At 38.8% G+C, this 14,612-nt stretch carries 9 protein-coding genes and 1 pseudogene; 5 read left to right on the top strand and 5 right to left on the bottom strand.

Annotated elements, in window-relative coordinates; genetic code table 11:
- Positions 1-193: 193 nt before the first annotated feature.
- From GHC26_RS02020 to csaB, 5 genes are all read left to right on the top strand, one after another.
- Complete coding sequence (locus GHC26_RS02020) at positions 194-2,131, top strand: S-layer homology domain-containing protein (RefSeq protein WP_163969569.1); 1,938 nt, start codon at positions 194-196, stop codon at positions 2,129-2,131.
- A gap of 138 nt (positions 2,132-2,269) precedes the next feature.
- The gene (locus GHC26_RS02015) at positions 2,270-3,004 is read left to right on the top strand and encodes a WecB/TagA/CpsF family glycosyltransferase (RefSeq protein WP_163969568.1); all 735 of its coding nucleotides are present in this window, start codon (positions 2,270-2,272) and stop codon (positions 3,002-3,004) included.
- Positions 3,001-4,557: a putative polysaccharide biosynthesis protein gene (locus GHC26_RS02010; protein ID WP_163969567.1), complete on the top strand. Its 1,557-nt coding sequence runs from the start codon at positions 3,001-3,003 to the stop codon at positions 4,555-4,557. Before GHC26_RS02015 ends, GHC26_RS02010 begins: the two co-directional genes overlap by 4 nt.
- Before the next feature lie 35 nt (positions 4,558-4,592).
- Positions 4,593-6,485 carry a DUF5693 family protein gene (locus GHC26_RS02005; protein WP_163969566.1) on the top strand — a complete coding sequence of 631 codons (1,893 nt, stop codon included), beginning with the start codon at positions 4,593-4,595 and terminating at the stop codon, positions 6,483-6,485.
- Positions 6,486-7,565: a polysaccharide pyruvyl transferase CsaB gene (gene csaB, locus GHC26_RS02000; protein WP_163969565.1), complete on the top strand. Its 1,080-nt coding sequence runs from the start codon at positions 6,486-6,488 to the stop codon at positions 7,563-7,565.
- 19 nt (positions 7,566-7,584) lie between these two features.
- On the opposite strand, the gene GHC26_RS01995 is transcribed toward csaB, so the two are convergent.
- The 5 genes and pseudogenes from GHC26_RS01995 to GHC26_RS01975 all read right to left on the bottom strand — a co-directional run bounded on the left by GHC26_RS01995 (position 7,585) and on the right by GHC26_RS01975 (position 14,329).
- Entirely contained in the window at positions 7,585-8,637 is a 1,053-nt protein-coding gene (locus tag GHC26_RS01995) for a glycosyltransferase family 4 protein (RefSeq protein WP_163969564.1), read from the bottom strand.
- A gap of 193 nt (positions 8,638-8,830) precedes the next feature.
- Complete coding sequence (locus tag GHC26_RS01990) at positions 8,831-10,450, bottom strand: aryl-sulfate sulfotransferase (RefSeq protein ID WP_163969563.1); 1,620 nt, start codon at positions 10,448-10,450, stop codon at positions 8,831-8,833.
- Between the two features lie 898 nt (positions 10,451-11,348).
- On the bottom strand, positions 11,349-12,818 hold the full coding sequence (locus tag GHC26_RS01985) for an APC family permease (protein ID WP_163969772.1): 1,470 nt from the start codon (positions 12,816-12,818) through the stop codon (positions 11,349-11,351).
- Positions 12,819-13,507: 689 nt separating this feature from the next.
- Positions 13,508-13,834, bottom strand: a pseudogene (locus GHC26_RS15825) (HIRAN domain-containing protein); the annotation flags it as partial.
- 342 nt (positions 13,835-14,176) lie between these two features.
- A complete protein-coding gene (locus GHC26_RS01975; protein ID WP_163969562.1) occupies positions 14,177-14,329 on the bottom strand; it encodes a hypothetical protein in 153 nt (50 codons plus the stop codon).
- Positions 14,330-14,612 lie beyond the last annotated feature (283 nt).

Raw genomic sequence — 14,612 nt, 5'->3', positions numbered from 1 at the left:
CTATCTAAAAACCTTTACTTCATAGGTATCTGTGGACCATAAGAGATTATCTCTATAAACCATATTACCTATTACTCTAGATTAATAGTTTCCCTTTTTACTTATTTTCGATATATACAGGTTCTTCGTGTTTGGTCAATATGTTACTATAAGTTTAACTCTAATAGATTGATAGTCAGGGAGGGACCAAACGGTGAAACGTAGGATAAGAACATGTATGACATTCATTCTAACTCTATTCATCCTATTTCCTAGTATTGCTGAAGCAAGCGATGATATCACAGGTCACTGGGCAGAGGATGATTTACGAGTACTTATTGCAGAAGAGATAATGGAAGGATCTCAAGGGAAGTATAACCCGAATGAAAAAATTAGCCGTGCAGCCTTTGCGGCCCTAGTCAAACGAGCTTTGGATTTACCTGAAGCAACTAATACAAAGAGCCCATTTTCAGATGTTGAACCAGATGATTGGTTTTTTGATGAAGTAATTACTGCTAATAAATATGGCATTGTGAATGGAACAGACAAGGGAACATTTAAACCTGAAGAAACAATTAACCGACAAGCAATGGCTGAAATCATTAAAAATGCATTGGATTACAAAGGTATTCAAACAGAGGCAGGAACGCTTTCGTTTAATGATAGCGAAGAAATTGACTCCTGGGCACGTCCTGCGGTGAAACATTTATTAGCCTTTGACATTATTAAGGGAAAACCAGGCAATACATTTGCACCATTAGATGATACTACCCGCGCAGCAGCAGGAACCGTTATTAAACGAATGCTAGATACATTTGAGAATACGGAAGAAGATCCTCCAGAGGAAGAGACAGATCATCAATATAATGAAACGCTTTACGATGTTGATTTTTCCCGTTTTATAGAAATACAAGCTAACGTCTCTCCAAAAGTAGATGGAGCTGGTCGTTTTATTGCAAGTAAAGAATTAGTAGAGTACTATGCAAACTCCTATAATGTTGCCATCGATTCACCTGAATACTTGCAATTTCTTGTATTATCAGAATCAGCAAACCTAGATGCAGAAGAGGTTAACAACAGTATATTAAACGATAAAGGAATTCTCGATGCAAAAGGGGCTGACTTTGTACAGGCTGGTGAAACGTACAATATCAATGAAGCGTATTTGCTAGCACATGCACTGCATGAAACAGGAAATGGAACATCTCCATTATCTGATGGAAGAATTAAAGTAGGAGAAGTAGCTGAAAACAAATGGGCTGTTAATCATCCTGATGGTATCTTTATTGCTACTTATGTCCATGATGAAGAGAATGATCGATACTATTGGGATATTACGCAAAATGATAGCTTTGATATGAAGAAGGCATCTACTATTAAGGAAATATACAATATGTTTGGAATTGATGCTGTTGATGAATATACCGATATTCGCGGTGCTGTTCACGCATACCAAGAAGAGTGGTTTGAACCAAAGGATGCCATTATTGGTGGAGCAAAATTTGTCCGAGAGTATTACATTGATCGTGGACAAGATACTCTCTACAAAATGAGATGGAATCCAGATGAACCAGGTACACATCAATACGCAACACATGTAAGCTGGGCCATCAATCAAACGGATCGAATTAAAGAAGTATATGACAAACTTAATACGTATGAACTCGTATTTGATATTCCAGTTTTCGAAAATCAACCAGACTCATCACCAAAACCAACAGGTGATGCGCAATATGCAGTAAATACGTCATTAGAAGGTGCTATCGGAATTACAAATACAAATGACTTAAACTTTAGAGACTACCCTGTGGTCACAAGTACCAATTTAATCCGCAAGCTTGCAATAGGTACAGAAGTAGAAATAATTGGTGAAAATGGTGGGTGGTATAAAGTGAACGTAGCTGGAGACCAAGGATGGGTTTCTGGTAATTATGTTGACTTAAATGTATTAACCATTACCAATATTAATACATCATTAAATGTGAGAAATGAACCTAACATGAATAGTGACGTAGTGGGATCCCTAGAGAATAACGATGTTGTGGCTAGTTACCTCGATGAAAATGGTAATTTTATAAAAGAAGGTAACTGGTACAAAATTAAATTTAATGGCGAAGAAGCATGGATACATGGTGACTATGTAAGAGAATAAAACGAAGCCCGTAGAGAATTATCTCTACGGGTTATTTATGGCATCCCTTTTTATTTTTAATATATCTACTATTGGTTCCCTCCCTGATATGTTATATAATTAAACAATACTAGTATTTAAATTAAAGGAGAACATCCTATGAAACAGGTAGACCTATTGGGTATCCCATTTCTATATACAAACCTTCAACAATTTGTTTCCTTATTAGACAAGCGTATCCAACAAAAAGAAAAAACGTTTGTTGTGACAGCTAATCCGGAAATGGTAATACTTGCACGAGATGATGCAGCATTTATGAATGTCATCCATCAGGCTACATATATTACTGCTGATGGAATTGGCATTGTAAAGGCGGCAGGTTTATTAAAAAATCCCTTACCTGAACGTGTGACAGGCTATGATACCATGTTACAACTATTAACATTAGCAAACGAAAAACACTATAATGTTTTCCTATTAGGTGCACATGAGAACGTATTACAAACTGTCAAAACTAAAATCGAAATCAACTATCCGGGAATACGTATTGTCGGGGCTCATAATGGATACTTTAACTGGGAAGATAATAATATAGCCGAATCGATAAAATCGGCAAAGCCAGATATTACGTTTGTCGCATTAGGTGTACCAAGACAAGAAAAATGGATTGCAGAAAATCTGCACTCTTTTAAACATGGTGTTTTTATAGGGGTAGGAGGTAGCTTTGATGTTATAGCAGGTACCGTCAAACGTGCACCAGCCTTTTGGCAGAAATTAAATTTAGAATGGTTTTACCGGCTACTGAAACAGCCTAGTCGCTGGAGGCGTATGCTCGCTTTACCTCGCTTTGTCCTATATATTGTAAAGCAAAAAATGAAGGGGCCTTCTTCATGAGTAAGTCCACTTTTGTTAAAAGCACACTTATTTTAACGATTGCTACGTTACTCTCAAAAGTATTAGGTAGTATTTTTCGAATTCCACTACAAAATATTGCCGGAGATGAAGTATTAGGGATCTTTAGTTTAGTCTATCCCGTCTATATGGTTGCACTTATATTATCTGTTGCAGGTATTCCCATCGCCATTTCTAAGCTAATTGCAGAAGCAAGGGTGACAAATGATACTATAGCAATTAGTAATATTTACAAAACAGCCAGTATCTTAGGTCTTTTGCTTGGATTAGTCAGTTTTAGTCTCATCTATGGCTTTTCTAATCCTATTGCACAAGCTTTAGGTGGTACAGAAACGAGATTAGCACTAATTGTAGTGGCTGCAACACTACTGATTGCTCCTTATATGGCTGTGTATCGAGGCTTCTTTCAAGGGTATGAAGATATGCGGCCTACTGCTATTTCACAAGTGATTGAACAGTTTATACGAGTGGTACTGATTCTAGGAATAGCCTATTACTTTGTGATCCAAGGATATACAGATGCCGTTGTTGCTGGTGGTGTCATGGGAGGCTCCATTGTCGGTGCAATCGCTTCTCTAATTTATTTACGTATTCGCTATAACCGTTCCCCGTTAAACGTAAAACGCGAAACGGGATATTCCTTCCGTGTATTTAAAACATGGAGTAAAAAAATATTAACTGTATCCATTCCAATCGCATTTGGAACAATTACAATGGCACTAATCAATTTTGTCGATTCGTTTACTATTTCCTATGCATTACGATCAACAGGGGTGGATTCGAATAATATTACGTATTTGTATGGGATATACGGAAGAGGACTTGCTTTAGTCCAAATCGCAACCGTATTTGCCACTTCCATTATTCTACCACTTATTCCCTTAGTAACGAAAAAGCTAGATCAACAGGATGATGATGGATCGAGAGCGATTATTAATCAGACACATACCATGACACACATGATTTCCTGGCCCGCTGCATTAGGGCTATTTGCCTTAACCCTCCCCTTAAACCTAGCATTATTTACCGATTTTGAAGGGAGCTGGGTCCTTGCTATTATCGGTATTAGTTCGGTATTTACATCCTTTACAATTGTCGGGACAGGCATTTTACAAGGATTAAATTTGGCAAATAAAGCAGCAAGGATCATCGTGGTTGGTGTTATGTTGAAGATATTCTCCAACATATTTTTTATTCAATGGTTTGGATTAGAAGGTGCTGCCTTATCAACCTTGCTGATTTATATGCTATTATTTATCATTAATAGCTTCTATATCTTCCAACGGATAACGTTTACTTTCATCAATAGGGACTACCTTAAAATGGTATTTGCCTCTATTACAATGGGTGCGTTTATTGGAGTTCCTACGTTGTTCTTCCATTTGGAGGAATGGACAAGAATACAGGCAATTTTGTATATCATTTTTGCTATTCTTCTAGGCGCAGTTCTTTACTTCCTACAGTTGTTTATGATGAAAGTAATAGACAAAGCTACACTAAAAGAATTCCCTGTTATTGGCAAAATACTAAAATAAGCGTAACGGAAAATAGACAGAAAGGCGGAAGTAACGTGAAAAAACAGTACTGGATATGGGGAGCTATCATCGTACTCCTTATCATTTCACTACCAGGCCTATATGATCGATGGACTACAGAAACAGAGAATAATACGTATGAAATGGTGCTTCCTTATCACGAAATTGAAGAAGTAGCAATAAATGGGGAGCTAACCATTGATACGGCACTCCACACATTAAAAGAGGCAGGATTAACAACTGTTAGTTTAAACCCGATTACCTTAAATAGCCTAGATGATCAGGATAAACTTGATGTATTAACCAAAAGTCAACTAGAGGATGCTCTCTTATTCACGGACCAAGAGCATAATGTGGATTTGGAAGAAGATGGATTCTATACAACCATCCCAACGGAATCATACTATGATGACATTATCCAATCTCACTTTACTGTTCGTGAAAAGCATATTGGTGATTTACCTCTTTATTTTTTTCCAGAGGAAGAGGATCCTAGTCTGCATGCACAGTTAGGATATGATGAAGGAACCATTGATCAAGTTCAGCAACATGGACTCGAGTATGTTGTCCGTTTAAAAAACGAAGATAGTGACAGGAATAAACAATTGGTACAAGACCTAAGGGAGGCATATGATGAGAATGGCTCCAAGATTTTATTCTCTGGAATGGAGGTTATTGGACACTCCGATACGGGGAAAGTAACAACATGGGCAGAGGAGTTACATGGGATCGGCTACCAATTCTATACCATTGAATTTATGAACCAAAAAGGTCTTACTACCATTGCAAACACTACAAATTATGATGTGGTTCGTCTCCACAGTATTAATTTGAATAACGATACCTTTGAAGAAAACGTAGATCGAATCACCCGAGCTGTTAAAGAACGAAATATACGATCGATCTTTTTACATTTGGAGAAAACAGAGCCAAAAGCTAGTATAGAAGGTGCAGCTGAATTTATCCGAACGGTTCAAATAGAAATGCCAAATCAATTTACTATCGGAACAGCAAAACCTTTTCAACCTATTGATGTACCTGTTTGGATTCAACTTGTCCTTCTATCAGCTGGTATTTTATTTACATATCTTGGAACAAATTATATGACAACAAGCACCAAACTAAGTAGTGCTGTTCTTATCTTTATGGGACTAGTAGCAATAGCTTATTTGTTCACACAGCAGCTTATTTTATTACAGGGCTTTGCCTTAATTATTGCAGTAGTGACACCTGTTTTAGCGATAGTAGCTTCTACAAATCATCATATAAACACTGTCATACAGATAACCAAACAGTATGTAAAAGCTATAGGTATTAGTATTGTAGGAATTATGATTGTGGTAGGTCTGTTAAATGGAAATGCGTTTCTTACTGGGTTTGAGCAATTTAGAGGTGTAAAGGTTGTTTATAGTCTGCCAATCGTACTTTTAGCACTATATTTACTCTGGAGACAAGGTCTAGCACTTGCTAATGGAAAAGTACTAAAACGATATATGAATATGCCTATTAGATACTGGCATTTAGCTGTTATATTTATTGCAGGATTGATAGGGTATTATTATATAAGTCGTACAGGCAACGCTGGAATGGTTAGTGAGTTGGAGATAATTGTTCGACAAAAGTTAGAAGAATATTTATATGTTCGACCAAGGACAAAAGAGTTCTTAATCGGATTTCCATTATACATGTTAGGTCTTTACTTGATACCAATTAAAAATATATGGGGGAAACTACTGCTAATCTTAGGTTCTATTGGGTTTTTGTCAATTGTTAATACATTTACCCATTTACACATTCCATTATATATTTCAATTCTAAGAACAGTTTATAGCCTAATTATTGGGTATATCATTGGCTTAATACTCATTTATCTATATAACGTAATTTATCAATACATCTCAAAACGAATTAAAGTGAGGTCATCGTAAATGCATGTCGTTTTATCTGGATATTATGGTTTCGATAATGTCGGGGACGAAGCCATCTTATTATCCATCATTCAAAGCTTGCGGAAAATACAGCCTGACATCGACATTACGGTGCTTTCGAATAACCCTAACCATACACAAAATGCCTATCAGGTAAAAGCTGTCAATCGCTGGCGTTTAAATGAGGTTCGTCGTATCATCAGCCAAAGTGATGGTCTCATTAGTGGGGGTGGCAGTCTTTTACAGGATGAAACAGGGATGAAAACAATCCCATACTATACAGGGATCATAAAGATTGCAAAGTGGTATAAAAAGCCAGTATTTATTTATGCACAAGGGATGGGACCGTTTAATAAGCCTCTAAGTAGATGGATGGTGCGTACTACCTTAAATAAGGTTCACGGGATTACCGTTCGAGATGAGGATTCTAAGGCCCTGCTAACGACTATTGGGGTGAAAAAAGTCATCCAAGTAGTTCCTGATCCCGTCATCGGACTGGATAATCATTCTTTTACTAGTAGTTGGTTAAACGGACAGGAATTGTCAAGTGACTTTATCACGGTAAGTGTAAGGGATTGGTCATCATCTGTTCCCTATCTGGAAAAGATTGCACAAAGTTTAGATCAGCTTGCACAGAAAGGATACGCTATTGTCTTTATCCCTATGCATGGAAAGATCGATGAGAAAGTTTCGAGGAAAACAGCATCTTATATGCATGCAAAAAGCTTCATTGCACCAGGAGAAGCTTCGATTGAAGAGAAAATAGCAGTTATCAGTGAATCAAATTTATTGATTGGAATGCGTCTACACTCACTTATTTTCTCAGCAATTAGCTATACACCATTTGTGGCACTATCCTATGATCCTAAAATAGATGCTTTTGCAAATATATGCTCATTGCCAGTTGCAGGACACGTGGAAAAAGAGGACTGGAGTGGTGATTCACTAACTATCAGTGCGATGGAGCTTTTAGCAACCGAATATGCTCAACTCGATTCGCTGAAAAGGTTAGTTACTGCGTTACGACAAGGTGCACAAGACACGGCAGCACTTGCGATCAAAACACTAAATGCTAAATAAAAAAAGGGTTAGTTTCCCATTACCGCGTGGGAGAACTAACCCTTTTTGCTAACTTCATTATTGGACGATAATTTTTACCGACAATACCTGTGATTTCGACAACGAGTTCTATCACGATCAAGATCGCAATTAGTAGAAACGTAGATCCCCATACAGTGGCACGGGTGAATAGAACTGCTGCTATACTAAACAAACTGCTCAATGCGTAGATCAAAATGACCGTTTGACGATGGCTAAAGCCTAATTGAATTAAGCAATGATGTAAATGTGATTTATCTGGTGCAGATAGCGGCTTTTTATGGATAATACGACGAATAATTGCGAGTGTCGTATCAAGGATTGGTACCCCAAGGATTATAATTGGCACAATTAACGAGAACACGGCAACATTCTTAAATAGACCCATGACAGCTAGTACACTAACCATGTAGCCTAAAAACAAGGATCCTGTATCACCCATAAAGATTTTCGCTGGATGGAAGTTGTATACAAGAAATCCTAAGGTACTACCTAATAAAATAAAGCCAATTAGAGCAATTAGCATATTCCCCATCGAAATGGCCATTGCAGAAATCGTTAATAGAACAATAGAGGATACACCTGCTGCCAGCCCATCTAGGCCATCGATTAGGTTGATTGCGTTGGTCACACCAACGATCCAAAGTATCGTAATCGGGATCCCGATAAGTCCAAATTCAATTCGCTCCCCAAATGGTAGTGTCATAAATTCAATTTGCACACCACCAAGTACGGTAACGAGTGCTGCGACAACTTGTCCTGTGAATTTTGCCTTTGCCGTTAGTTCATAAAGATCATCGAGCATTCCAATTGCGACGATCAAAATACCTCCCACTAAAATCGGCCAAGCTTTGATTGTTTCTGGAAGGAAAACGAGTACTCCAATCAGAAAACTGATAAAAATGGCTAGACCGCCTAAACGGGGCATAATCTTTTTATGGACTTTTCGATTATTTGGTTGGTCCACTGCTCCAATTTTTATAGCTAGCTTTTTCACAAAAGGTGTGATGCTTAATGCTGCTATAAAAGCAATCACTAGAGCTACATACAGCATTTTAATCCCCCTAATACGTTCCCATTTCAAATCTATATACTTATTTATTGGGCGTTCCATTATTAAAAAAGTTTCATTGTTTCATTTATATATAGGGTCATTCTATTTTATTATATATATTTTTGCCATAAAATCAATACAATATTAGGGTGATCTATGAAGAAATCGTGGCAAAGGCATATTTATTGGTACGTCACTCCTCATACAACCTCATCCGCTCGGCTCGATACGCTTGTCGGTGACTTCCTTCCTCAAAGTCTGAGACGATAATCTCATAGACGACTTCTGCTGGATTTTGATCTGTTACTTCGATAATTCTACTATTTCTTGCGTCTTCATCAGCCTCCACTGTTATATAGCCTGACGTAATAAGGCGGTTAGCAGTGTTTGGTAGAAAATCTGCATCTCCAACTATATTGGAGTAAAAGTTAGTTCCACGTTCTTCCCCAAATGACCATACTTCTTCTATTGCCATGTCCTCATCGTTAATACGATATTGCACTGCACGGCTAAATTCCTCACTGACATCTTTGTTTCCTCTTGTAATCACGATATTATTATCAAACAAGAGATAGTCAGTGGTAGCCTCGTCATTATCTTGATCAGGAATGTTCATGATGGCATGTGGTCCTGCCGGGAATTTAAGAGAGTCACCCTGTGGTTCTAGTAAATATTGTTCGAACTCCTCTGGCCATTTATCATGTGCTGCCATAATCCATTTAATCTCGCCATCTGGATAGCCAATTTTCATTGTTAAGTCTTGATGTCTACTCGAAATGAGCAATGTGTTGTCCGTCTCATCAAGATAAACCGCATTTTGGTGGAACCAATCACCATCAGCAGCAGAAGCTCCGTAATAGTCCTCATAGAAGGATGCTGGGAAAATATCTCGGAAATTGAAATTACGAACAGTTTCCCCTGTTTCCCGATCAATTTCTGTCATTTCATCTTCTATATAATCGGAACTGGTATCGTGTGTAGTCGCTAATAGATTTCCATTTGGTAATTCAATCACATCATGGTGCACAACATTGGTATCCTCATAGTTTTCTAGTTGAACGAGATAGGCGTTTTCCACTTTTCCAAGCATGTCCATTTCTAACAGCTCATTATACTGGTCTTGTCCCTCTTCTTTGGTAATGTAGAGAATATTTCCGTTCTCTAGTCGTTTAAAGACATGTGAATTCCACAAGGTAGAATACCAGCGGACATCTGCATTATGATCCACGCCATACACATAGCGGGTACTTGGCACAATAAAGGTTAAGCCTTCTTCCATTTTGGTTGCGTCTGCCTCGGCTACCTCTGTTGTGAGAAAGTCATCTGGCAATGCCTCTGTTTGGATAGATAGTTCAGTAGTTTGAGTGTCCCCATCTTCTGTTGTCGCTTGGACGGTTACGGTGTTGGTGGAATCCGCATACAAGCCGAGCACAGGAATTTCGTGTTGGGTGTTGAAGTCTGAGAACTCTTTTGAAATATCTGCTTCATCATCTTTTCCTTCCACAGTGATGGTGATCTGTGTTGGATCTTCTGTTTCAAACATGATGAGTGCTGTTAATGGGGTCACTCCATATGGATCCACAGTGATGAGTGGGTTTTCTACTGTATAATCCCCATTTTCGTAGGTCTCGTTCCGTTCGGCGTCGATTTCTTGCTGCTCATTGATTCGTCTTTCATCATAGGTTGTTAATTGGTTTATCGTTTGATTATCTGTCTGATCGTCATTTGTTAATGTTTCATCTTCCATCGTCATGGTAATAGTGATGATCGCGATGACCATGATGATGGTTGCGAGTAGTCCTGCCTTATTCATTTGTATCCCCCTAGAAATGTAATGTATCGTTATTATTTTATCATCTTAGAGGGGTTAGTGGGAGGTTCATTTTTACATAGAGGGCTCTTTTGTTAACTTTGTTGTTTTCTACGTCGCATAATCTGTATGATGTGTTTTAAGAGTTATAGCTATAATTTCCGCTACGGAAATACACTACGCTTTCACCAGGGGCATAAGTGCGACATCTGTTCAACTGGTCGTTTCACAGTGTCTTCTTTACCGCGGGTGGCTGGTGAGCCTCCTCGTGCTACTCGTCTTTAGGGGTCTTACCTATGCCTTTGCTCCCGCAGGAGTCTTCGTGTATTTCCTTCGCTGATTTGTGCATTATAATTCCTATCATTATTGTTACTAATACGATCGTTGATTGGAGCGAAGGACAGTCGACTCCTGCAGGAAAAGCACGTGTCCGAAGACCTGAGCAGGAAGTGATCTTCTTCCGATGTCTAGCTACAGCGCCTACACCCTCGAGGTCTTAAGTCAATCCTCTTTGTGGCAAAAACCGCCACACGAGGCTTGGCTTAAGCTTGGCAGATAAGAAAAAACTTACTGCATAAGTGCAACTAAGGCTTTCGCCACTTGGCGAAAAGCCAAGTTTTCTAATCGGGTGTGACCAAGGCGCTTACGCTTTTCTATAGAAGAGGCTGAGGCCGTGCCTGCGGTAAAGAAGACACTGTGAAAAAGAACAGAGAGAGTTTGAACAGATGTCGCACTTATGCCCGTGGTGAAAGCGACTGTCCCGAAGTGGAAATCAGCGGTTTAAAATTGCTGCGCATAATACATCTTATATGCAAGACGTTTCATACTAGAAAGCAACATTCTTTTAGAAAACAGCCACATAGAAAAAACCAGTAGCCATTTTCGACTACTGGGGTTCTGATTAACTTTCTACCTTCCGATTTTTTGCAACAATTTTCTTGCTTCCTAAAATAAGGTAATTGAGCTGTTCTTTCGGGATTTTATTAAATTCTGTTCGTTTGGCAAAATAGAATATAAATCCTAAGGCGATCCATGCGACTAGTGCAATTCTTGACTCGATTCCTAAGAATGCAGGTGAGCCTGGAATGAGTAGTAAGGCGAGGAACGTGATACTTGCAATCATTCCGAGGACAGCGACAGCCTTTTTCCCAGGTGCAACAACGTGAATTTCCTCATTGAAGCTGGCATCTTTTTTCATTTTAAAGAGCGAAAAGGCAGTAAAACATGTGTAGAAATAAGCTATGGTCACACCAATACTAGACATATCAACGACCCATAATAATGCTTCACGGCCAAACCATGGCGCAAACATCGAGACGATAACGGTAAAAATAATCCCGACATATGGTGTTTCATGTTTCGGATGCAGCTTGGAAAACGCCTCAGGGATAATTTTCGCACGGGACATTGCAAATAAAAGTCGACTAGACGAAATAATAAAGCCGTTTAATCCCGTGAAAACCCCCATCGTTAACGCCGTGACGAGTAAGACTAATCCCATCGTGCCTAGGAGTTCTTGTATCGCGACTCCTGTTCCCCATGCGGCACCTTGTTCGGCAAGTCCTTGCCAAGGCTGTGCCATTGCAGTAGCGATCACCATGAAACTGTATAAAACTGCTGCAAAAAGAATGGCCAATATAATTAACATAAATGCTTTTTTTGAGGAAAAGTGGAATTCCTCCGCAGCCTGTGGGACATTATCAAAGCCAACATAAGCCCAAGGTGCAATCGCAACAATAGATATGATCGCTGCAAATGCAGTTGTTTCAGCAGGGAAAAATGGCTGTACATTAGATAAACCAGCACCAGGCTGTGCCCCAACCATAAAGGTAATTACGACAATACTTAAGATCATGACGCTACAAAAAATAAATTGCATACGCCCTGTTAACCCAGTCCCGCGAATATTTAAAAATCCGAATAGACCTAGCGCAACAGATGCAATAATAATTTCCATGCCATAAACATCCCAGCCTGCAACTTGATATAAATGCAAATTCTCGATTAAAGCTGGGAAGACAAATTTAAACATTAACGCAAATGCCGATGCATTTAAAGCAACAATACATATGTACCCAAGCGTTAGGAACCAGCCACTAATAAAGGCATGTGTCCGTCCCAAACTGATGTAGGAATACGCAAACTCTCCACCAGATACGGGAAAGCTTTTAATGAGAAATCCATAGCTCACCGCAATGACCATCATTAACACAGCACCAATTAAAAACCCTAGAATTACCCCAACTGGCCCTGCAGTAGACATCCAATCAATCGGCGACACAAATGCACCCCAGCCAATCGAAGAACCAAGTGCAATCGCCCACACCCAGTGCGCCTTCAAGGATTTCTTTAACGTAGTCCGTTCTCCCATCTGATTCGGTTCATCACTCATAATTTGTCTCCTTTTAATGAAATTTAATAGATTATATTGATGCATGTTGCACGTTGTATTCGTTTACATGCACCACTACTAGTTATATCAGAGTTTAATTTGTGTCCGCAATTTTCATACAGAGAGGATGGCCGACATATAAAGAAGGATTTGATGTAAAAGGGGGATTTATTCAGGAAATGGAAAATTTCATCGGGTTTTGCGCGAATATGGAGGGGGAGAAGGATTTGGGAGTAAGTCATGGAAAATAGAGTGCACGAGTTTGAATGCTTGTTGCACGAGTTTGAGCACATGCCGCATGAGTTTGAGTGCTTGTTGCATGAGGTTGAGCGCATGTCGCACGAGTTTGAGCACATGTTGTAGGAGTTTATGCGCATGTTGCACGAGTTTATCGCGTCTTCGCATGACTTTAAACACTTCATGCACGAGTTTGGCTCATCTTCGCACGAGTTCACATCATCCTCGCATGACTTCCCACATCTCTTGCACGAGTAACCCACACCCGAAGAAAATATGCTAAGTAATAGTAATAAAATATTGATGATAAGACCCATAACCTAGGTAATAGCACGGTGAACTTGGGTAATAATGAAGAAATTTGAACAAGCATCATGACAATAAAAAACTAGTAAGAACAGATTCCCGCTTACCAGTTTTTAAACTATAGATTAAACTATTTCAACCCGCTCCATAATATCAAATTCCGCACCTTGATATTCCGTAATATCACTTTCCCCGACAAATGAAATATTCACCTTTTGTTGTGGATTTGCATCTATATGAACACCCTCTACTTTCGCTTTGTATGTCCCACTATTTTTAATAACATCATGCATAAAGCCATTATAAAAGGCAGGCACATATCCTAATTTATAAGCGGATTGGGTAGTTATGATAACAACTGCTTTTTCATCTTCGGGATTTATTTCATCTAGTTCAAATATAACTTCGTCTCCCACTTTTAAATCATGTAGGGCATTTTCTCCTTCATAATACCTCCAACCAGCTCAAAAATCGAAATCAAAATGATCTTCTTAACGATAGATTGGTGCAACGAACTCATAAGGATCCGTAGCCAATCTTCCACCAATTTCTCTGTTTTCTGTATCCAATCTCTACGGTATAGTAAAAGTTTTACCACCCGCTCTTTATATATGTCACTCATAATGGAAGTAGGTACTGTATTTAAAATCTTGACTATTTAAAAACTTAACAAAACACCGTTATTCCATTCTAGAAATCTGGAATAAATTTATGTATAATGGATATAGATAAAGAGAGAAGTGTTAGTGACACTTCTCCCTGCAACCTCTACCATCAGGGTGGTGGTTGCCAAATTACTTGTTAGTTTTTCGAGAACCACCCTTCTGCTTGCGACGGCGTAGGGTGGTTTTCTTGTATTTTAAAACGTTTTTCCGAAAGAAATAAGCGCTCACCTCACGCACGATTCCTTTCAAAAATTCACGTAGAAAATCAAGAAATGTATCCATAATCATCACCTCCTTTCCTGAAACGGAAAGAAGAATGACAACCAACCACCCTAACAATATTCAGTTGCAATTTAATTCTACCATATTTCTATTTTAACTATTAAAAAAAATAGCCATGCAGAGATTTCTCCCACAGGGTTTTCACAGTATAGGACAAAATACCAGTCCTTACACGTATTGGAATTGCTACATTTACTCAGCAACTCAGCACCATTGCATGAGTTTAACATGTCTTCGCACGAGTTTGTCCCTTTGTTGCATGAGTTTATCTCGTCCTGGCATG

This window comes from Oceanobacillus halotolerans (assembly GCF_010993955.1).
In the GTDB taxonomy this organism is placed as follows: domain Bacteria; phylum Bacillota; class Bacilli; order Bacillales; family Amphibacillaceae; genus Oceanibacillus_A; species Oceanibacillus_A halotolerans.
Note: the sequence above shows the minus strand (reverse complement) of the source record. Positions and strands in the feature narration are given on the sequence as shown.

Bases quoted from the DNA above. Each gene is read 5' to 3' on its own strand.
- GHC26_RS01995 (WP_163969564.1), bottom strand. From the start codon at position 8,637: ATGCTGTATGTAGCTCTAGTGATTGCTTTTATAGCAGCATTAAGCATC.
- GHC26_RS01985 (WP_163969772.1), bottom strand. From the start codon at position 12,818: ATGGGAGAACGGACTACGTTAAAGAAATCCTTGAAGGCGCACTGGGTG.
- GHC26_RS01990 (WP_163969563.1), bottom strand. From the start codon at position 10,450: ATGAATAAGGCAGGACTACTCGCAACCATCATCATGGTCATCGCGATC.
- csaB (WP_163969565.1), top strand. From the start codon at position 6,486: ATGCATGTCGTTTTATCTGGATATTATGGTTTCGATAATGTCGGGGAC.
- GHC26_RS01975 (WP_163969562.1), bottom strand. From the start codon at position 14,329: ATGGATACATTTCTTGATTTTCTACGTGAATTTTTGAAAGGAATCGTG.
- GHC26_RS02015 (WP_163969568.1), top strand. From the start codon at position 2,270: ATGAAACAGGTAGACCTATTGGGTATCCCATTTCTATATACAAACCTT.
- GHC26_RS02010 (WP_163969567.1), top strand. From the start codon at position 3,001: ATGAGTAAGTCCACTTTTGTTAAAAGCACACTTATTTTAACGATTGCT.